The sequence below is a fragment of the Thioalkalivibrio sp. AKL19 genome, assembly GCF_000420165.1.
Lineage (GTDB): Bacteria > Pseudomonadota > Gammaproteobacteria > Ectothiorhodospirales > Ectothiorhodospiraceae > Thioalkalivibrio.
Window position 1 is genome coordinate 394,077 of sequence record NZ_ATUK01000010.1, and the last position, 20,078, is coordinate 414,154.

General features: G+C 67.6%; 17 protein-coding genes. 3 read left to right on the forward strand and 14 right to left on the reverse strand.

Annotation, left to right across the window (positions count from 1 at the left end):
* The first annotated feature begins 23 nt into the window (after positions 1-23).
* Together F817_RS0103725 and F817_RS0103730 are read left to right on the forward strand one after the other, a co-directional pair.
* Positions 24-1,106, forward strand: coding sequence for a nickel/cobalt transporter (locus F817_RS0103725; protein WP_051132319.1), 1,083 nt, complete (start codon positions 24-26; stop codon positions 1,104-1,106).
* Between the two features lie 91 nt (positions 1,107-1,197).
* Positions 1,198-3,000, forward strand: a complete 1,803-nt coding sequence (locus F817_RS0103730; protein WP_024326394.1) for a long-chain fatty acid--CoA ligase — start codon at positions 1,198-1,200, stop codon at positions 2,998-3,000.
* A 261-nt stretch (positions 3,001-3,261) separates the two neighbouring features.
* Here the strand turns inward: F817_RS0103730 and F817_RS0103735 are convergent, their stop codons facing one another.
* The 10 genes from F817_RS0103735 to F817_RS0103780 all read right to left on the reverse strand — a co-directional run bounded on the left by F817_RS0103735 (position 3,262) and on the right by F817_RS0103780 (position 15,134).
* On the reverse strand, positions 3,262-3,732 hold the full coding sequence (locus F817_RS0103735) for a DsrE/DsrF/DrsH-like family protein (RefSeq protein WP_017941517.1): 471 nt from the start codon (positions 3,730-3,732) through the stop codon (positions 3,262-3,264).
* A gap of 347 nt (positions 3,733-4,079) precedes the next feature.
* The gene (locus tag F817_RS0103745) at positions 4,080-5,645 is read right to left on the reverse strand and encodes a dynamin family protein (protein WP_024326395.1); all 1,566 of its coding nucleotides are present in this window, start codon (positions 5,643-5,645) and stop codon (positions 4,080-4,082) included.
* Between the two features lie 27 nt (positions 5,646-5,672).
* Positions 5,673-6,194: a hypothetical protein gene (locus F817_RS0103750; protein WP_024326396.1), complete on the reverse strand. Its 522-nt coding sequence runs from the start codon at positions 6,192-6,194 to the stop codon at positions 5,673-5,675.
* Positions 6,195-6,241: 47 nt separating this feature from the next.
* The gene (locus tag F817_RS0103755; protein WP_024326397.1) at positions 6,242-6,829 is read right to left on the reverse strand and encodes a DUF302 domain-containing protein; all 588 of its coding nucleotides are present in this window, start codon (positions 6,827-6,829) and stop codon (positions 6,242-6,244) included.
* A 59-nt stretch (positions 6,830-6,888) separates the two neighbouring features.
* Positions 6,889-7,533 carry a ParA family protein gene (locus tag F817_RS0103760; RefSeq protein WP_024326398.1) on the reverse strand — a complete coding sequence of 215 codons (645 nt, stop codon included), beginning with the start codon at positions 7,531-7,533 and terminating at the stop codon, positions 6,889-6,891.
* Between the two features lie 137 nt (positions 7,534-7,670).
* A complete protein-coding gene (locus F817_RS0103765) occupies positions 7,671-8,138 on the reverse strand; it encodes a sulfur globule family protein (protein WP_024326399.1) in 468 nt (155 codons plus the stop codon).
* Positions 8,139-8,219: 81 nt separating this feature from the next.
* Positions 8,220-8,618 (reverse strand): hypothetical protein, encoded by a 399-nt coding sequence (locus tag F817_RS14050; protein ID WP_231369385.1) that lies wholly within the window; start codon positions 8,616-8,618, stop codon positions 8,220-8,222.
* Positions 8,619-8,734: 116 nt separating this feature from the next.
* On the reverse strand, positions 8,735-9,475 hold the full coding sequence (locus tag F817_RS0103770; protein ID WP_024326400.1) for a sulfur globule family protein: 741 nt from the start codon (positions 9,473-9,475) through the stop codon (positions 8,735-8,737).
* 31 nt (positions 9,476-9,506) lie between these two features.
* The gene (locus F817_RS0103775; RefSeq protein ID WP_024326401.1) at positions 9,507-13,796 is read right to left on the reverse strand and encodes an efflux RND transporter permease subunit; all 4,290 of its coding nucleotides are present in this window, start codon (positions 13,794-13,796) and stop codon (positions 9,507-9,509) included.
* A 129-nt stretch (positions 13,797-13,925) separates the two neighbouring features.
* Positions 13,926-15,134 carry an efflux RND transporter periplasmic adaptor subunit gene (locus F817_RS0103780; RefSeq protein ID WP_024326402.1) on the reverse strand — a complete coding sequence of 403 codons (1,209 nt, stop codon included), beginning with the start codon at positions 15,132-15,134 and terminating at the stop codon, positions 13,926-13,928.
* A 429-nt stretch (positions 15,135-15,563) separates the two neighbouring features.
* Between F817_RS0103780 and F817_RS0103785 the strand changes: the two genes are divergently transcribed.
* Positions 15,564-16,964, forward strand: a complete 1,401-nt coding sequence (locus F817_RS0103785; protein WP_024326403.1) for a sigma-54-dependent Fis family transcriptional regulator — start codon at positions 15,564-15,566, stop codon at positions 16,962-16,964.
* Positions 16,965-17,053: 89 nt separating this feature from the next.
* On the opposite strand, the gene F817_RS0103790 is transcribed toward F817_RS0103785, so the two are convergent.
* From F817_RS0103790 to F817_RS0103805, 4 genes are all read right to left on the reverse strand, one after another.
* A complete protein-coding gene (locus tag F817_RS0103790) occupies positions 17,054-17,725 on the reverse strand; it encodes a hypothetical protein (protein ID WP_024326404.1) in 672 nt (223 codons plus the stop codon).
* 92 nt (positions 17,726-17,817) lie between these two features.
* A complete protein-coding gene (locus F817_RS0103795) occupies positions 17,818-18,621 on the reverse strand; it encodes a class I SAM-dependent methyltransferase (RefSeq protein WP_024326405.1) in 804 nt (267 codons plus the stop codon).
* Complete coding sequence (locus F817_RS0103800) at positions 18,618-19,670, reverse strand: glycosyltransferase family 4 protein (RefSeq protein ID WP_024326406.1); 1,053 nt, start codon at positions 19,668-19,670, stop codon at positions 18,618-18,620. Before F817_RS0103800 ends, F817_RS0103795 begins: the two co-directional genes overlap by 4 nt.
* A gap of 5 nt (positions 19,671-19,675) precedes the next feature.
* A complete protein-coding gene (locus tag F817_RS0103805; protein ID WP_024326407.1) occupies positions 19,676-20,074 on the reverse strand; it encodes a 6-carboxytetrahydropterin synthase in 399 nt (132 codons plus the stop codon).
* Positions 20,075-20,078: the final 4 nt, after the last annotated feature.

The window sequence follows — 20,078 nt, forward strand, 5'->3', positions numbered from 1 at the left end:
CGCGCGTGTTATACGGTAACGTCATGGGCCACACGATTCGCCGATTCCCGAGCCTCCCTCGCCCGTGCCTTCGGGGCCTGCTGGTACTGCTCCTGTTGTTCGGTGGTTTCGGGCTCGCGCAGGCCGAGACCGGGCATCCGCTCGGTGCCCCCACCGAGACGCCGGACGAACGCGCAGCACCCGCCCCTTCGGCCAGCCTCGACGCACCCGCGCCACGGGCCGAGCCGCCGGGTCCGCTGGAACGCCTGACCGGCTGGATGCTCCAGACCCAGCGCCAGCTCCACCGCAGCCTTACCGAGGGCCTGCACGCCCTGCGCGACGGCCCCACCGCCCAAACCGCCGGCGCCCTGATCCTGGTCAGCCTGTTCTACGGGATTTTTCACGCAGCCGGCCCCGGCCACGGCAAGGCGGTGATCAGCGCCTACCTCCTGACCCAGCCACAGAACCTGCGCCGCGGCATCCTGCTGTCCACCGTTTCCGCACTGGCGCAGGGGCTCACCGCGATCGTGCTGGTCGGGGTGCTGATCGGGTTGTTCGGCTGGCTGGCCCGGGACACCCTGGGACAGGTGCGCACCCTGGAGATCGCCAGCTTCGCCCTGGTCGCGCTGCTCGGGTTATGGCTGATGGCCCGCGCCCTGCGCCACGCCTGGCGGCTGCATCGCGCCCACCGCGGTGCCCACTCGCACACTCACGACCACGGCCATGAACATGACGCCCACTGCGGCTGCGGCACCCCACACCACGTGGATCCCGACCACCGCGGGACCTGGTGGGGCACCGTACTGGCCGTCGGCATCCGTCCCTGTTCCGGGGCCGTCCTGATCATGGCCGTGTCCGCCGCCCTGGGTCTCGCCTGGGCCGGCGTCGCAGCGGTGCTGGCCATGTCCCTGGGCACCGCCGCGACCGTTTCCGTCCTGGCCACGCTGGCCGTCTCGGCGCGCGACTGGACACGGCGCTGGCTGGGGCCGACGCGCATGGGCCGGTTCACCTACATCGGGCCGGCCCTGGGCCTGGCCGGTGGTGGCGTGATCGCCCTGATCGGCCTCAGCCTGGTACTTGGCGCGATCGCCTACCAGCCCGTGGCGCATCCGCTGGGCGTCCGCTGACGCACGCGGGTCCGCGCCGCATCGCGGACTTGCCCCGGTCGCGCGCGTACTCTAACGTCCGGGACAACCGAACCCAGCGCGCGAGGCTCCCATGTCGTCGACCACCATCACCCCGGAGCAGGCCCCCACTCTGCCGGCGCTGTTTCGTACCCGCGTATCCATGAGCCCGGATGCCCCCGCCTATCGCCACTTCAGTGCCTCCGACGAGACCTGGAAGCAGACCACCTGGAGCGAGATGGCCACGATGGTCGACCGCTGGCAGGCGGCACTGGCGCGCGAGGGCTTCAAGCCCGGCGAACGCGTCGCGCTGATGCTTGGCAACTCTCGCGAGTGGGTGGCCTTCGACCAGGCCGCGACCGAGCTGGGGCTGGTCACCGTCCCGCTGTACACCGACGACCGGCCCGACAACGTGGCCTACATCATCGGCCAGACCCAGGCACGTCTGCTCCTGCTGGGTGAGAGCGCGCACAGTCGCCGCCTGTCCGAACACTTCACGAACATGCCCTCGCTCAAGCGCATCGTCTGCCTGGGCCACACCGACGGCGAACCGGACGACCAGCGGGTCATGGACCTCGACAGCTGGCTAGAACGTGGCGACCCCGACCGCGTGCATCGCCCCGACCTCGACCCGCTGGCCCTGGCGACCATCGTGTTCACCTCCGGCACCACCGGCCGGCCCAAGGGCGTGATGCTGTCGCACCGCAACATCCTCGACAACGCCAGCGCGTCCTCCACCGCCGGGCCGCTGTCGGAAGCCGACCGCTTCCTGTCCTTCCTGCCCCTGTCACACATGCTGGAACGGACCGGCGGCTATTACATGCCCATGCTGATCGGGGCCGAGGTCGCCTTCGCGCGCTCCATTCAGGGACTGGGCGAGGACCTGATGTCGGTCCAGCCGACGGTGCTGATCTCGGTCCCGCGCATCTACGAACGCGTGCACGGCCGCATCCAGGCCGGGCTGAAACAGAAATCCGCGATCGGCCGCGGCCTGTTCCGGGCGACCGTCGCCATTGGCTGGCGCCGCTTCGAATACCAGCAGGGCCGTGCCTCCTGGTCCCCCGGCTTCCTGCTGTGGCCACTGCTGGAGCGCATCGTCGCGCACAAGGTGCTGGACCGCCTGGGCGGCAAGCTGCGCTTCGCCGTCTGCGGCGGCGCCCCGTTGCCACCGCCCATCGCGCGCTTCTTCATCGGCCTGGGCCTGCCGGTGCTGCACGGCTACGGCATGACCGAATCCAGCCCGGTCGTCAGCGTGAACACGCCGGACGACAACCTGCCCGCATCCATCGGCAAGCCGCTGCCGGGGATCGAGGTCAAAATCGGCGAGATGGACGAACTGCTGACCCGTTCCAGCAGCGTAATGCTCGGCTACTGGAAGAACGAGGAGGCGACCGCCAGCACGATCGACGAGGATCACTGGCTGCACAGCGGGGATCAGGCCCGGGTCGACGAAGATGGCCACATCTTTATCACTGGCCGGCTGAAGGACATCCTCGTGCTGACCAACGGCGAGAAGGTCCCGCCGGCGGACATGGAGATGGCCATCGCCCTGGATGCCCTGTTCGACCAGGTAATGGTGGTGGGCGACGGCCATGCCTTCCTGAGCGCCCTTGTGGTCCCCGAGCCCGAGGCCTGGACCACCTTCGCCGAGGACCACGATCTGGACCCCAGCGCCGCCGGACGCCTGCCGCGGGCGGCCGAGCGAGCCCTGTTGCAACGGATGCAGTACCAACTGCGCGACTTTCCCGGCTACGCCAAGATCCGCCACGTGCACGTGGTGCACGAGCCGTGGTCGGTGGACAATGGCATGCTGACCCCGACCATGAAGCTCAAGCGCCCGGTCATCGCCAAACACTACGCCAACGCCATCGAGGCCATGTACGCCGGCCACGACTAATCCCTCGCCCGCTTTACACAAAGCAGGTCAAAAGCGATTCCCAGGAAGGTTGGAAGGGTTCAAGGATAAAGGGCGATAGCGAATGCTCACGCGTTGCCCCATCGCCACACCACGGCACGGCGCATCCTCAATCCCAATAAATCTTCCAACCTTCCCATCTTCCTGTTAATCGCTCTTGACTTACCGACACACCCCGAAAACAAAAAAGCCCCGCAGCGCGACGCTGCGGGGCCTTGAGGGCGCGCCTGGCGCGCCGCCGGTTCAGATGAACAGGCAGATGTCGGACTCGCCGGCGAACTCGAAGAACGCGGCCGCCCCGGCGTATTCCACGCCGTCGATGAATTCGCTGGTGTCCATGTCGAACAGGTCCACCGTCATCTGGCAGGCGATCATGCGGACCTCGGCCTCCAGGCACAGCTCGCGCAGGTCACCCAGATCGGAGACGCCCTTCGCCGCCATCTTCTTCTTCATCATCACGGTCATCATCTTCTGCATGCCCGGCAGGGCCTGCAGCATCACCGGCATGGGCATCGGCATCGGCATGCCCGGGTTGCCCAGCGAGGTCACCTGCAGGTCCAGCTTCTTGCGCAGCAGCTGCAGGCCGTAAAAGGTAAAGAACACCTCGCAGTCGTAGCCCAGGGCCGCCGCCGTGGAAGCCAGGATGAACGGGGGATAGCCCCAGTCCAGGCTGCCCTTGGTGGCAATGATGGCCATTTTCTTTTGATCACTCATTTCTACTCTCTCCTCCAGTGGTAAGGGAGCCGGACCCGCCACAGCCCCCTGCGCGGTCCGTCCCTGGTTGATTAAAGCCCTTGGGTTGGTCGTCGGCCTACTGCCCCGTTGTCTGGCGCCCCCTGCGCCAGTCGCGGATCAGTGCACAGCCCGCACATACCCCCAGCGCCGCCATGCTGGCCCATACAGAGATTGGGACCAGGATCATCGCCAACGCAAACATGAGCCATGCCAGTATGGTCATCGTGCTCCTCCTGCACAACATCTACGGCTAATATAGCCGCCCCCTAGCTGTGCGACTTCGGGGTTGTGGCGCGAGCCGGCCAGGAAAACTCTGAGCAGTGTTTCTAGCGCTTTTCCGGCGCTTCCGGCTCGGCATAGTCGCGGGGCGCATCCGTGCCCGGCGCGGGATCCGGGGCCTTGCTTTCCGGCTCCGGCGGGTGGTGGACGTCGGTGGCCGAGGCCCGCCCGCCCTGGCGCGAGACCGGGCTGGCATCGACGAACTGATTGTTCAGGCGCTGGATATAGGCCTCGGCGCGGTCGCGCAATTGATGCAGGCGGCTGATCATGCGCCGACCCAGACCCAGGGGCGCGCGCCCCATCATCGGGCGCCAGGGCCGCGTGTTTTTCTCGAACGCCGCCCGCCAGTTGCCGGCGGCGGTCTCGGTGGGCAGGGTCCGCGCGATGCGACGTGCCAGCCAGCGGCGGTTGAAGAAATGGATCCCGCCCAGGACGATCACCAGCACCACCAGGCCAAAGGCCGTCATCAGCGGGCGCTCGCCCATGGATTGCCACACGCTGCCATCGGTCCACGGGGCAAGGCCGCCCGCCGACTGGTAGCCGACCAGACCCAGGATCACCGCGACCACCGCGAACATCCCGGCATCGAACTGCAGCACGCGGCGGCGCCACTGCTCCAGTGCCTTCTTCAGGGCCGGCAGGGCGTCCATCTCGATGGATTCCGCGATCGCCTGCAGGGATCCCAGGATGCGGTAGGAACGCGAGGAACTGATCTCCTGGATCTTGGCGTGGATCTCCTGGCGGTCGCGCCGGGATTTCTCCTCGTAGCGCTCGCGCACCTGCGGATCGCCGATCTCCACCGCCGCGCTCTCGTTGTACAGGCAGTAGAAACGCCCGGTGGCGTTGCCCTGGCGCACCACGGCGCGTTGCCAGGCGGAGACGACCTCTTCCAGGTTGTCTTCGCGCCAGGTGGTGTCGATCTGGTTGAGGATGAACACCAGCTTGGTGAAGTCGTTGCGTTCCGCGACGCGATTGACCAGGTGTTCCAGGGTGTCACGCATCGCGCCCGGCTCCGGATGGCGGGCATCGAAAAACACCAGGACCAGATCGGAGAGATCGATGATGTGATCGGTCAGCTGCAGGATGGTCGCGCGCTGTTCGTCGGCATCGAATCCGGGTGAGTCGATAATGATGCGCCCGCGCAGGTGCTCCGAACGTGCGGTCTTCATCGCCAGGAAGTGATCCACCGTGCGGCCGCCGCCATCGGTGATGCGCTCGATCTCGTCGGACACGCGATAGAACGGGAAGCGCGGATCACCATCCAGTGCCAGCCCCGGCAGTTCCTGGACGTGTTCACTACCGCCGTAGCTGATCACCGTGAACTTGTCGTCCACCGCCTGGGAGCCGCTGCGCTGCACGGTCGTGCCCACGTATTCGTTGATGAAGGTGGACTTGCCGGCGGAGAAAGTCCCCAGCATGGCGATCATCGGCCACCAGGAGATGCCGAAGGCGTAGGAGTCTTCGGTGGGATCCAGCAGACCGGCCGCGTAGCCGACCCGGTCCAGATCCCGGAAGGGATCGACCACCCCTTTCAGGACCGGATTCTCTTCGGCAAGGCGGTCGCTGAGCAACTTGAGCTGCTTGCGTACCCGAGGGCCAGGACGATTGAACATGCGGACTCCGTCAGTCAAAAGGCGTGATCAGCGCGGGTAATATGGCCCCGGCGAACCCCGGACCGGACCGCTCTGATCAGTGAATGGGTTGAACATGTTCATCATACCCATGGGCGCCCCCACATTGCGATTCAGGCTCCACATGTCCTGCTGCATGCCGACAACAGAACCCGCCATCACGCTGGTATCGCGCGTCATCGAACCGATATTGGCGTCCATCGACTGGGTATTGCCCGCGATAACGGCGACTTCCTCGTTCATCACGCGCATGGTGTTGTTGATATCGGTCATCTGGTGATCCATCGATGCCATGTGCCCGGCAATGGTGGACATGTCGCGATCCATTACCTGGGTCATCTGCGTGATCTCCTGGGTAAGCTGCCCTACGTCCCGGGTCAGGCTGGTGATGAGCCAGAAGCCGTAAATCGCCAGCACGATGAAGGCCACCAGGGCGGTGTATACGATCAATTCCAGACGCTTGGACCGGGCATCCGCCTTGTCCGCCTCTTCACGGACCTCGTTGAACTCGCTGCTACTCTCGTCACTCAATTGAACGCCCTCTGTCGATTGTGGGAAACGGGGTTCGGCCTCCCCCGTCAGAAGGCGCCAACGGCGGCGCGATCAATGATTTCCTCCAGGGATTCCTTCACGAACACCGCCTGCTCGTGCAGATCCTCGGGCAACGGCCGCCCCCCGTGGATCATCGGGTCCAGATCCAGCGTCATCAGCCACAGATTACCGTCGGCATCCTCCTGCAGCACGATCCGGCACGGCAGATACGCGGCCATGGCCGGGCTGTGACGTACCATCTGTGCGGCGATGGCGACATCGCAGAACATGTAGATCTTGAGGAACGGGAAGTCCTCGCCGGTCACGCTGCGAACCTCCTCGCCCATCGGCAGCTCGCCCACGTTACGAATATTCAGCTCGTTGGCGACCAGCCGCAGGACATCCTCCACATCCTCGACGGCCAGGCCCTCGTCCACCTTGCGTTTGTAGACCATCGCCTCCGCGGCATCGCCGGTCTCCAGCACCGTACGCGCCATCTGTGAATAGACCTTGGGCGCCTGGGAATCCAGTGAACGGACCTGGCCCAGATAGGGTTCGAAGGCAAAGATGGCGTACCCCACGCCCACCAGTGCCAGAAGCCCGATCACGACCAGTGCATTGCGTATGAAGCGCATGAACCTCTCCTCCTAGGTGCCTGTGTCCCGGCAGTGACCGGGTGCAACACCTTATCGTTTTATCGTTTTTTGCGGCGGCTGCGCCCGAACATGGCGACCGCCAGGGCATCCAGCTCGGCGGCCGCCTTGCCACGAGGCTCCAGTTCGCGCACCGAGAGCCCCTCGCTGAACGAACGCCGGAAGGCCATGCGCTGCTTCAGTCGCGGCTTGAGCAGGCGCACGCCCTCGATCTGTTGCAACGCCTCGAAGGTCTCGTCGGTCTCGCGCACCGCCTGATGGGTATCGGCTCGGTTGATGAACGCCAGGATCTCCGGGTGGTCGCGTTCGCCACGCTGGTCCTGAATCCGCTGCACGAAGCGATGGGTCGACCACACGTCCGCCTGACTGGGCGGCACCGGAATCAGCACGCGGTCGGAGCCCTCCACCGCCGCCATCAGCGACGCCATGTCCGATGCCCCGACATCGATCAGCACCTCGTCGTATTCGCCGGCCCGGGAACGCGCGGCATCGAGGTCCTCTGCCGAATCCAGGGCGGGTTGGTAGCCCTCCTCCTGGCGCACCTCCAGCACGTCGCTGAGGGTCCGCTGGGGATCGAGATCCACGGTCAGGGCGCTACGGCGCCCCTCCAGCAACCACAAGGCCAGGTTGAAGACCACGGTACTCTTGCCGGTACCGCCCTTGAGGTTGGCGACGACGGTCTGCATGGCGTCTCCTTTGAGGGAACACGGCTGGATGCTCCCTTGAGTATTGCGGATTGGCGACCGTGCACGGACCGCCAATCCGCAATACTCGGAAAAAAGGGCCTGCCCGAAAGCGGACAGGCCCGAACAGGGGGCTGGACTTAGTTGCCCTGGCCCGGCTGCTGTTGCTGCGGCTGCTGCCGCTGCTGCGGCATCTGACCCTGCGGGCCATAGCCCTGCGGACCGTAACCCGGGCCGTAGCCGTAACCGGGGCCATAGCCATAACCCGGACCATAGCCGTAACCCGGATGGCCGTACCCCTGACCATAGCCGCGACCATCGCCGTAACCATGGCCATAGCCGTGGCCGCGGCCACGACCGCTGGCGGAGAAGTCAAAGGCACCGTCGCCCATCATGTCGCTCATCATGTCGCCCATGCCGTAGTTACGGCCGGAGCCGTACCCGGGACCACCGAAGAACGGCATGCTCGGGCCATAGCCGTAGCCCGGGCCATAGGCGCCGGGGCCATACCCGTAGCCGGGGCCGCCCCACTGGGCGGAGGCCATCATTGGGGCGGCCAGGCCACCCAGGGAAACGGCGAGAACTGCTGCTTTGACGAACTTGTTCATGGTGCTACCTCCTGAAGGAGTCATGCCCTCAATTTGGATGCGTCCACGCGGGGAGGGCTTCCCGAATGCACGCCTTACTGGTCAGGGGAACGGAAAACCGCCCATCCCCCAGGGGAAGACCGAACCCGGCCCGCCCATGCCCGGGTACCCGGACTGCCCCGGATACCCGTATGGATAGCCCCCCGGCATCCCGCCGGGGGTGTGGAACGACGGAGCAGCCGGTGTGCCGTACGGGCCCTGCGGCCCGTAGCCGCGGTACGCCGGAGCGTGCTGCGGCGGACCTGGTGCGTCCCGCGATTCGCCCCGTCGTGACGGGTCGTAATCGCGGTCCGGAAAACGCCCGCGGGGGCGTTCCGGGGCCGAACGCTGCACCTCCGGCGAGCCGGAGGCCCAGGGGTTGGGGCGATCCGTCGCTTTCAGGTCGGCGACCGGCAACAGAAACCCCGCGGCCAGCACGACCCCGAGAATCGGGGCACTCATGACCCGCGTGCGCTTCGATTGACCGGACTGCCTGCCCTGCATGGCGAACTGCCTCCGTCTGGCTTCCACTACGACGGGCACCCGTGCCCGTCGGCCTGCGATAACGGATCCTCGGATCAGTTATCGCCACCTTCTCCCATGGATTCACGACGCTCCTGCATCATCTCCATGCGACGCTCGCGCTGGCGTTCCATCTCTTCCTCGTACGCCGCACGCCCGGCTTCCATCGCCTTCTCGCGCGCCTCGCGCATGGCCTGCATCTCTTCCATGCGTTCCTGCCGCTCGGCGTGCTGGGCCTTGATACGCTCGCGCATCTCTTCCGGCATGTCCTCCGGCAGGCTGTCCGGATCGAACTCCGGCATCTGGCCGTAGCCCGGGCGCTGTTGCATGCCCTGGCCCTGCTGCATCATCCCCGGCTGCTGCATGCCGTAGCCCGGCTGCATCATCCCCGGATGGCCAAAACCGCCCCGCTGCGGGCCGGGACCGTAGCCCGGGCCGTAACCCGGACCGCCGTATCCGGGCCCGTAGCCCTGATAACCACGACCGTACCCCTGGCCGTAGCCGTCACCATGACCACGGCCATAACCCTGGCCATGGCCACGCCCGGACATGCCGAAGCTGAAGTCACCGGAGCCTTCACGCTGCTGCATCATCCCGCCACCGGGATGGGCACCCATGCCGGAGCCGTACGGGGCATGACCATAGGGGCCGGGCACAGGACCCTGCTGGCCCATCGCCGGACCCTGGCCGTAGCCCTGCTGTTCATCGGCCTGGGCCACGCCCAGGGCCAGCACGGATGCCACGGCGGCACTGGCCAGCGTGGTACCGATCATTCGGGTATTGAAACGCTTTTTCATTACGAACCTCCTCGAGGTCTTGCTTGCATGTTCACTTGAGACGAATCCCGCGCCGGGCGCGGCCCTTGCCGGGTGTACCCGACTTGCCACCCCGCTTGGGGGCACCGCCGCTTTCCTTGCGGCTGGTCTTGCTGCTCGTGGCGGCGGACTTGGTGCCGCCGCCGGTCTTTCCTTTGGACGTCGTCGCCGCGCGCTTGTTCGCGGCGGTCCCGCCGGACTTGCCGGCGTCGTTACCCTTGCCGGTCGTGCTCGCACGACCTTTCGTGGCGGCTCCGGGGCCGGAGGTGCCACTGGCCGTCTTGTTCTTCGAGCCGCTGGCGGCGCCGGTGGACGCCTTCTTCGCGACCTTCGCGCCGGCGGCCGTATCCGTGGCCCCACCCGCGGAGCGTCGGGATGCGCCGCCCTTTGCGGTCCCCGAACCGGTGGCAGTCCTGGTCAACGCGGACTTGCCGGCACCGGCCCGGGACGAACCCCTGGCGGTGGAGCGGGCCTTTTTCGGCGCGGCGGAGGTGACCTTCGCATCCGAGTCGGCGGTGGAATTCGCGCGCTCGCCATCCGGGGCCCCGGCGCTTTCTGCATCCGAGGCTGCGCTCGCCTCCCGGGAGCGATCCTCCGGCTCGGGGCCCCGCGCTACTGGATGCGGGCCCGTGGCGTCGGCCGACGACCGCGCCTGCGACGTGCTCGCGGAGGCCCCGGAGTCGGAACTCGAAGGGCCACCGCCTGCCGGCCCACCGCCCGCTGGCCCGGCCGATCCGCCGGTGGGGCCACTCGGGCCGCCACTGGGTGGCGGCGCACCGCCACCGCCGTTGCCACGGCGCTCAAGGAAGGAACGGATCAGGCGCCACAGGGCCAGGCCGAGATCGCGCAGGCCTTCGAGAAAGGCCAGGCCCAGGCACTTGAGATAGAGCCCAGCGTACTGCACGGCCTGGGTCACGGGCCCGCCTTCGCGCGGGCCGAACAGGTCATTGTCCGCGCCGGCTCCGCCTTGCGCTGCGGAAGAGGCCATGCTGGCGGTCCCGCCATGGCCGTTGCCATTGCCGGTCGCGCAGGCCGCGCTGACCTCGCCGTTCTCGTTCAGGCTGGTCGGGCAGAAGGCGCGGCGTCCGGAGATGCAGCCCAGCGGGATCACCAGCAGGGTCAGCAACGTGGCCACCACCGTGCCGAACATCAGCGAGATCGCCATGCCCTGGAAGATCGGGTCGAAGAGGATCACGCTGGAGCCGGCCAGCAGGGCCAGCGCCGTGATGATGATCGGACGGGTGCGCGCCTGGCAGGCCAGGATCATCGCGTCGCGCACGTCGTGGCCCTCGTCCACGGCCTGGCGACCGAAGTCCACCAGCAGGATCGAATTTCGGACAATGATCCCCGCGAGTGCTATGAAACCGATCATCGAGGTCGCGGTGAACTCGGCGTTCATCAGCCAGTGGCCGGGGATGATCCCAATCAGGGTCAGCGGGATCGGGGCCATGATGATGCCCGGCAGCACGAAGTTGCCGAACTCCCAGACCACCAGCATGTAGATCAGGATCAGCGCGATGGCGAAGGCGATCCCCATGTCGCGGAAGGTTTCGTAGGTCACCGTCCACTCGCCGGCCCACTCGAACGCGGTAGAACCGTCGTTGGGCGGCGGCCCGAGCCAGTGCGGCTGCACCTGGCTGCCGTCCGGCAGGCGGTAGTCCTCCAGCTGTTCCTGGACCTCCAGCATCCCGTAGACCGGCGCGGCCAGACGGCCGACCACCTCACCGGTCACGTACTCCACCGGACGCAGGTTCTTGTGGTAGATCGGCTCGTCCTGCGGACGCTGGACGAACTCGCCCAGTTCGGCCAGCGGGATCGATCCGCCCTGGCGGGTGAACACCGGCAGCATCTCCAGTTGCCGGATGTCGTTGCGCGTGGCCATCGGCAGGCGCATCTCGATCAGGTGCGGCTCCACCAGCGACTGCGCCTTCACGTCGCCCAGGATCTGCCCGCGAATCGCGGTCTCCAGGGTGCGGTTGATGGTCTCCACAGTCACGCCACGGCGCAGCGCCTTGTCGCGGTCGACATCAAAGTGCCAGACCTCGTGCGGCGCCTGCAGGAAGCTGTCCACGTCCGCGACGTGCTCGGCATTGGCGAACATACCCTCGAGATCCCGGGCCACCGCGCGGCGGGAGGCGGCATCGGGGCCGTACACCTCGGCCACGATCGACTGCAACACCGGCGGGCCCGGCGGCATCTCGACCACCTGGATGCGCGCGCCGGCGGCCTCGGCCAGCGGGGTCAGGCGTTCGCGCGCCTCGGTCGCGATCTCGTGCGAGGTGCGGCTGCGGTCGCCCTTGTCCACCAGCTGCACCTGGATATCCCCCTGCCAGGGTTCGTCGCGCAGGTAGTAGTGGCGCACCAGGCCGTTGAAGTTGAACGGCGACGCGGTCCCGACGTAGGACTGCAGAGCCACCACCTCGTCCATCTCGCGCAGCGCGCTGGCCATGTCGTGGCTCAGCGTCGCGGTCTCGGTCAGGGCCGTGCCCTCGGGGAAGTTCACCATCACCTGGAACTCGGGCTTGTTATCCAGGGGCAGCATCTTCACGCGGACGTCCGTGGTCATGAACAGGCTGACCATCAGGAAGAAGATCACGATGACGGCGATCAAAAAGGCGTAGCCGCGCACCCGGTTGTCGGCCAGCCCCGGGATTACCGTGCGGTAGAACCGCCCCAGCTTTTCCGCCTGGCGATGTTCCTTGTCGGTGGCCTTTTCCAGATACGCCATGCTCGGGCGCAGACGCTGGGTCAGCCACGGGGTAAACACGAAGGCCGCCACCAGCGAGAACAGCATGGCGACCGAGCCCAGCACCGGGATCGGCTGCATGTACGGCCCCATCATCCCGGAGACGAAGCCCATGGGCAGCAGCGCGGCGATGACCGTGAAGGTCGCCAGGATGGTCGGGTTGCCGACCTCGCGGACGGCATCCACCGTGGTCTCGGTATCGATGCCGCGCTTCATGAGCCAGCGTCGGTAGATGTTCTCCACCACCACGATGGCGTCATCCACCAGGATGCCGATGGAGAAGATCAGCGCGAACAGGCTGACGCGATCGATGGTGTACCCCAGCAGCCACGCGCTGAACACGGTGAACAGGATCACCACCGGGATCACGATCAGCACCACGACCGCGGCGCGAATACCCAGGAACAGGCCCACCAGGATGGTCACCGCAAAGGTGGCGATGAACAGCTTGAAGAGCAGCTCGTTGACCTTCTCGTTGGCGGTCTTGCCATAGTCGCGCGAGACCGCCACCTCGACGTTGTCCGGGATCACGCTGCCCTTCAGGTGCTCCAGGCGCTCGAGGACATTGTTGGCCACCGTCACCCCGTTGCTGCCGGGCTTCTTGGCGATCGCCAGGGTCACCGCCGCCGCGCCCTCCGGCGCCGCATCCGGCTCGACGGCCGCCGGGCCGGAATAGTGGCGGACGAACTGCTCGACCTCGCCCGGGCCATAGGTCACCTCGGCCACGTCGCGCAGGTAGACCGGCTGGCCGTCGCTGACCGCGACCAGCAACTGCTCCAGATCCGCCGCCCCGGTAAAGAAACGGCCGGTATACACCGCGGTACTCAGGCCATCGCTCTCGATGCGCCCGGCGGAGCCCTCGACATTCGCCGACTGCACGGCCCGGGCGATCTGGTCCAGGCTGACGTCGTACCCCGCAAGGCGCTCCGGCAGTACATCAATGCGCAGGCGCTCCTCGCGCCCACTGACCACGAAGCTCTGGCTGGTGTCGGGCACCTCGTTCAGCTGCTGCTGCGCATCCAGCGCGATCTGGCGCAGCAGGGCATCATCCACCTCGTGCGACCAGAAGGTCAGGTTGACCACCGGCACATCATCCGCGCCCTTGGCCTTGACCATGGGCTCGCTGACACCGGGCGGCATCAGGTCACGGTTGGCGAACAGCTTGTCATGCACCTTGACGATCGAGGATTCCATCTCCTCGCCAACGTCGAACTGCACGGTCACCATCGCCTCGCCGCGATGCGATACGGAGTAGACATTGTCGACCCCGGACAACTCGCTCATCAGCCGCTCCAGCGGCCGCGCCGCCAGGCTTGCCACCTGCTCGGAGGGCACGCCGGGGTAGGACACCATGATGTCCACCATCGGCACGGAGATCTGCGGGTCCTCCTGGCGCGGCGTCACCATCAGGCCGAGGATGCCGATCGCGATACTGGCAATCAGCAGCAGCGACGACAGCGGCGAATGGATAAAGGCCGCCGCCATGCGCCCGGCAATGCCGGGGTCGCCGTGCTTCTCCCGGAAACCGCTACCGGATTGTTTGTCGTCTTCGGCCATCGAGCTTGAACGGTCCTGTTGTCAGTCTGGCGTCCCGGGCACCGGGTTGGTCGGCGCCCTGCGACCGGTGCGCCTGCCAGGGGCGGCAACCGGTGCGGTGAAGCCCGGCGTTCGGCCGGGCATGAATCCCTACATTCGGCTCCACGGATCGGCGTCACCGTCCCGGCGACCCGTCCCTGCATCCGGCGAGCGGCCCCCGATCGGCTGACCGGAGCGTACCCCCGCCCCCGGCCGGGCCAGGATCTGCATGCCCGGCTCCAGGCCGGAGGTCACCACCACCTGGTCGCCGCGCGAACCGCCCAGGCGCACCATGCGCACCCGCACGTGCCCCTCCCCGTCCAGCACGGCGACCCGTGGCAGGGCGCCCCCCGGGATCAGGGCCGAACGCGGTACCACAACCCGGTTACTGGAGGACTCGGCCTGCGGCAGATACACCGCGGCATGCATGCCCGGTCCACCGCGCACGCCCTGGGGCAGGTCGAACTTGACGGTCACGGTATGGCGCTGCGGATCGGCCAGGGGGAAGATCCGGGCGACCCGTGCCTCCACCTCGTCACCGGTATCCAGGCGCACCTGCACGTAGTCGTCTTCCTGCATCCCACTCACCAGCCGCACCGGCACCTGGGCCTCGACACGCAGGAATTCGACATGCCCGAAGCTCACCAGCGGCTGCCCTGGCTGGACGGTGTCACCCTGTTCCACGTGCTTGTGCATCACCAGGCCATCGAAGGGCGCCTCGGAGCGGGTGTCGCGAATCGCCGCATCCAGCTCCGCCACCCGGGCCCGGGCCTGTTCCCAGCGCGCCTGCGCCTGGTCCACGCCGATGTAACGGGAATAGAGATCGGTCCGGCGGTCCAGCGCGGGATCGCCCATGCCCATGAACTGGCCCATTGGCTGGGTAAACATCTGGTCGAACATCGACGGCACACCCATGCCGGGCATCTGGCCGATGTTGCGCGACTGCGGCGAGATCATCTCGCGGCCGTACTGCATCTGCGCCTCGCGGATCGCCGCCTCGGCGGTGCGCATCTCGGCCTCGGCCGCCTGGCGCTGGGCACGCAGCCGGTCGTCACTGATGGCCACCAGCACCGCGCCCTGCTCGAAGCGGTCGCCCTCGGCACCGGCCACGTCCACCACGCGCCCGGACGACTGCGCGGTCAGAGTGACCTCGCGATAAGGAACCACGGTGCCGCTGACGGTCTGCGTGGCCGCGCGGTCCGGCTCCACCGTGATAACGGGGCCGGCGGCATGAGCCACCGGCGCGGCGAGCAGCGGCAGGGCCAGCGCGGCGCCGAGAAGGGTTCCAGCCATGAGGCTTCGGGAAACTCGAGCAAGCATGATCGTCCTACCTCGCGCCGAATGTCGCGATGAGAGAAGGCGCTCGCACCCGGCGCACCTGCGCACACGGGACCGAGGGCAGGGAATGGACCGCAGTCGCCCGGACGCCGGGGAAATTGGCGACGAGGCCGATCCGGCGACCAGGGTCAGCCGGCTGAAAACCGCGGTGGGTATCCATTACCCAATATGTAGATGAACTCATGCCCGACTACAAGCAACGTATATGCCAGTATTGTGACATTCTTATAAAACAATCACTTAATACTTATTTACCGATATACCCTTCATGCCTGTTGCAACACCCCCATTTCGCGCTATAACCGAGGCAGGGAAAGGCGAAGCGGGGCATGTCCGGGTGTTGCAGACCGTTTTGGGTGTTGCAACGTCCGGGCGTTTCCGCCAGCCCCAAAACAAGGACAAGGAGGCGGGATGACCACAACCGAGCTGGCCGAGATCTGCATCCGACACAGTCGGGATCCACACCTCATCAGCGATACCCGGGGCCGCGTGCTGTTCGCCAACCCGGCCTTTCACCAGACCCTGCAAATTCCACCGGACACCCGTCTCACCCTGGACCAGCTGGGCCCGCTGAATCTCGACGCGTATCTCAGGGAGGCCGCCATCGCGGCCGGCGACGACGAAGCCGACGCCCGCAATACCTTGCACGCCCTGCACTTCTCCCTGATGGCCGAACTCGAGGGCGAGACCCTCCCGCTGGAGGTCATCAGCCAGCCCCTGCGCCTGAACGACGACTCGCGCGCGCTGCGACTGATCACCCTGCAGCCCCAGCGCCGGCGCACCACCGCAGTAGAGACCGTGCACGAGGATGGCCGGGACGGGCTCGACGACAGCCACTTCCACTCCCACGACGCCCACTGCCGACCCACGCTGCAATTCGCACGGCGCGTGGCCGGCAGCGACGTGCGCGTGATGCTGCTGGGCGAATCCGGCACCGGCAAGACGCGCCTGGCCCGGGCCATTCACCAGACCAGCCGCCGCGCCCATGCCCCGTTCGTGGAGATCAACTGCGCGGCCATCCCCGAGGAACTGCTGGAATCGGAACTCTTCGGCCACGCCCGCGGGGCCTTTTCCGGCGCGGTCAGCGACCGGATCGGCCGCTTCGAGGCCGCCGACGGCGGGACCTTGTTCCTCGACGAGATCGGCGAGATGAGCCAGCGCCTGCAGGCCAAGCTGCTGCGTGCGGTCCAGGACGGGGCCTTCGAACGAGTCGGGGAGAACACCACCCGGCAGGTGGATGTCCGCATCCTGGCCGCCTCCAACCAGGACCTGCGCAGCCGCGTCGAGGCCGGCGAGTTCCGTACCGACCTGTTCTACCGGCTCGCGGTCGCGACCGTGGAGATCCCGCCATTGCGCGAGCGCCCCCATGATCTGGCGGCCAACCTGCAGGACTACGAGGTGCATCACGGCATCCGCATCGCCGCGCACCTGAAGGAGAAGCTGCGGGAATACCCCTGGCCGGGCAACTTCCGCGAACTGGAAAACGTCTTCGAATGCCTGACCCTGCACGCCCGCGATGGGCAGGTGGATGACTTCCCGCTGCCCGAACCGATGCGGGTGGACGCCCACACGGCCGACACGATCCAAGCGCCGCATACCCATGACCATCACCGGGACAGCGCCGGCGGTGCCGGACCGAATGGTTCCCGCAGCCACGGGGCCCCCGACACCCAGGCCAGCGAGCATCCCGAGGCGCGGCGCCTGCGCGAAGCCCTCGTCGCCCATGCCGGCAACCGCTCGCAGACCGCCCGCTCCCTCGGCATGGATCGCAGCACCCTGTGGCGCAAGCTGCATCGCTACCAGCTCGTCTGAATCCCGGAAGAAACCAGGCTCCACACAAAAAAGGCCCCGGAGGCATCGCCTCCGGGGCCTTTTACGTTCACTCCGGCCTGTGATCCGTCTTAGCGGTACTGCCGCAGGTGACGTGCCCCGTCCCGATGGTTGCGGTCATACACGGGCGCCAGGCGCTCCACCATCACGCGGCGCTCGCCCGCCGGCAGCAAGTCCAGCGCGCTGTCCCAGGCCCGCATCGCGCCCCGGACATCGCCCGCGGCATGCAGGGCATTGCCCAGTTCGCCGTAGAGATCGGCGCGCTGCGACGAGTTCGCCGGGATGCTCTCCAGCGCGGTACGCAGGATCACGGCCGCGGCTTCGGGCCCTTCGTTCCAGTAGGCGGCGCGTCCAGCCTCCAGCGCCTCCTGCACTTGGCGGGCGACCTGTTCCTCGCTCACCGGCTCGCCGGAGGCCGTCGTACGCGGCTGTTCCCGCGGATCCGGGATCGGCCGATGCATGTCGTCGCCTTCGTCGCGTTCGTAGGCCTCACCGGTCATGGGATCCATGTCGCCCTCCGACAGGCGGCCCTCGCGCGGCGGGCTCACGCCAGTGCGCGCCTCGGCTTCCGCCGGATCATCCTCCGCCACGGCCACCGCCTCGACGTCTTCATCCTCCGGCACTGCTTCCACGCTGGGGGCCAGCACGTCGCGGGCCGACCAGGCGATCAGCCACAGCACGATCACGATCAGGATCCACCAGCGATTAAGGAAACTTCTCTGCTTCTTGTCTGCCTGTTCCATGCCTCACCTTTTCCGGTTGTCCCTGTCCGATTCTATCCTGCACAGGTTCGACGTCCAGGGAAACGGGTACGCCGCGGACAACAAAACCACGTTCACGGCCATCCCAGCACGTCCCGATGCCCCACCGTCAGCTCCACCTCGCCCCGAGCAAGCGCTTCGGCACGCGCCACGCCCCAGGCGCGAAGCTCCGCCGCCCGTTCCGGGACCATCTCGCTGGCCGCGCCCACCCACCCGTGGATCAGTGCCGCGCCCAGCGCCGTCTGATCCACGTCGATTCGCCAGTCGCTGGTGCAACTCTCGACCTGGTACCCGAGCGCCTCGAGCCGTGCCGCGCAAGCCGCCGCGGCCGTCGGCCCCAGGGCCGGGCCAAAGCCCTTGTCCGAGCGCTGATGCCGATTGACCGCGTCCTCCAGTTCGGCATCCAGCGGGTGCGAGTCCGACCAGCGAATCCGGCCGTCGAAGCTCAGCGCGAACAGGACCATGGCGGCCTGATCGGCACAGGCCGCCAGCAAACGCGCCAGCCACTGCTCCGACACCAGATCCAGCAAGGCGGCGCCGGTGACCAGCGACGCCTTCGGCGGAAGCGCCGCTCCCGGGTCCGCGGCCAGGTCGCCGACCCAACGTTCAACCTCGACCCCGCCAACCGGCGCGACCGCGCGCCGGAGCAACGCGGCATCGTGGTCCACCAGCCGCCAGTGTTGCGGGACCGGCAGGCGCGGGGCGAGATAGCGCAGGTTGGAGCCGGTCCCGCTGCCCAGGTCGGTCACCTCCAGCGGTTCCGCCCCGGCGCGCCCGGCCAGCCCCGCACGCAAGGTTGTGACCAGGGCATCCCGCCGCGCGGCGTGGTCGGCCGGCTCGCGCAGCGCCAGCCAGTCGGCGTCGAAGCTTTCCGTCACGGCAGCCAGGCCTCCAGGGTCTGCTCCAGGGCGTCCACTGCTGTGGACCAGTCCGGGCGCCGGGTCATGGCCTCCCGGGCGGCCCACCCCATCCGCTCGCGAACCGTCGGATCGTCCAGCAGGCCCGCGACGGCATCCGCAAGCGCCTCGATATCGCCCGGCGGTACCAACCGGCCGGCCGCTTCCGGAACCGTACCGGGGATCGCGCCGCCGGTGGTCCCGATCACCGGAACGCCCCGGGCCATGGCCTCGGTATAGGCCATCCCGTAGCCTTCGTAGGTGCTCGGCAGCACGAATACCGAGGCCCCCTCGAACCACGCTTCCAGCGCCGCGTCGTCGCACTCGCCGGCCCATTCGATCCGGTCGGCCAGCCCGGCCGTGACAATCGCCGCCTCGACCCGACGCGCATACGCCGGGTCCCGCACGGACGACCCGACCAGCACCGCCCGCCAGTCCCTCGACCCGAGCCGCGCCAGGGCCTGCACCAGTTCGAGCTGGCCCTTGCGCGGCACGACCGAACCGACACAAAGCAGCAGCGGTGGTTCGCCGGGCGCAGGCCCGGTGGCTTGCGGCCAGCGTTCGATCCCCGGAGGCACGGCCTTCAACCGCCCGGGGGGCACGCCCCACGCGGCGGCCTGGTCGGCCGTGTAGGCACTGGTGGCCACCACCCCATGTACCTGGCCCAGTGCCGCGCGTTCCCGCGCCAGCAGGTCCTCGGCGCGCGCCGGCTCCAGACCGGTCTCCAGCCCCAGCGGGTGGTGCAGGAGATAGATCAGCCGCAGCCGGGCTGCATGGTGGGCCAGCACTTCTGGAAAGGCGCCGGCCGCCAGCCCATCCAGCAGCACGGCACCGCGGTCGGGACACCCCACCAGTGCCGTGTTCAGCGCCGACTCGGCCGCCGGGTCGGGGCCGGGAAAAGCCCCGTCCAGCTCGCCCACCGATACCGACCAGCCGCGTGCCCGCAGGCCCGCGACCATGCGTGCGTCGTAGCGGTAGCCTCCGGTTCGCTGCTCCAGCGAACCCGGCACCACCAGCACCAGCTCGCGCATTCCGCTCAGGGCGCTGCCTCGTAGCTGGCCCAGGCCACGTGCGACTCGTTCAGGGTCACGCACACCGCATCCAGCTCGCGCGCCGACTCGCCCAGCTCGCCCGCATGGATGGCGCGCGCCACGCGCTGGTGCAGCTCGTGCGCCAGGAACTCGGTGGTCGTATTCTGGCCGCGAAACTCCTCGCGCACGTCCAGGTTCTGGTAGTTCAAATCCGCCAGGACCGCCTTCACCACCTCGCTGGCGCGGCCGATATCCACCACCAGCCCGTCGGCATCCAGCGCCCGGCGGCGGAAGGTGACGTCGACCACGTACGTCGCGCCGTGGAGCTTCTGGGCCGGGCCGAAGGTCTCGCCGGCAAAGCTGTGGGCGATCATGAAATGGTCACGGACGTTCAGGCTGTACATCGGG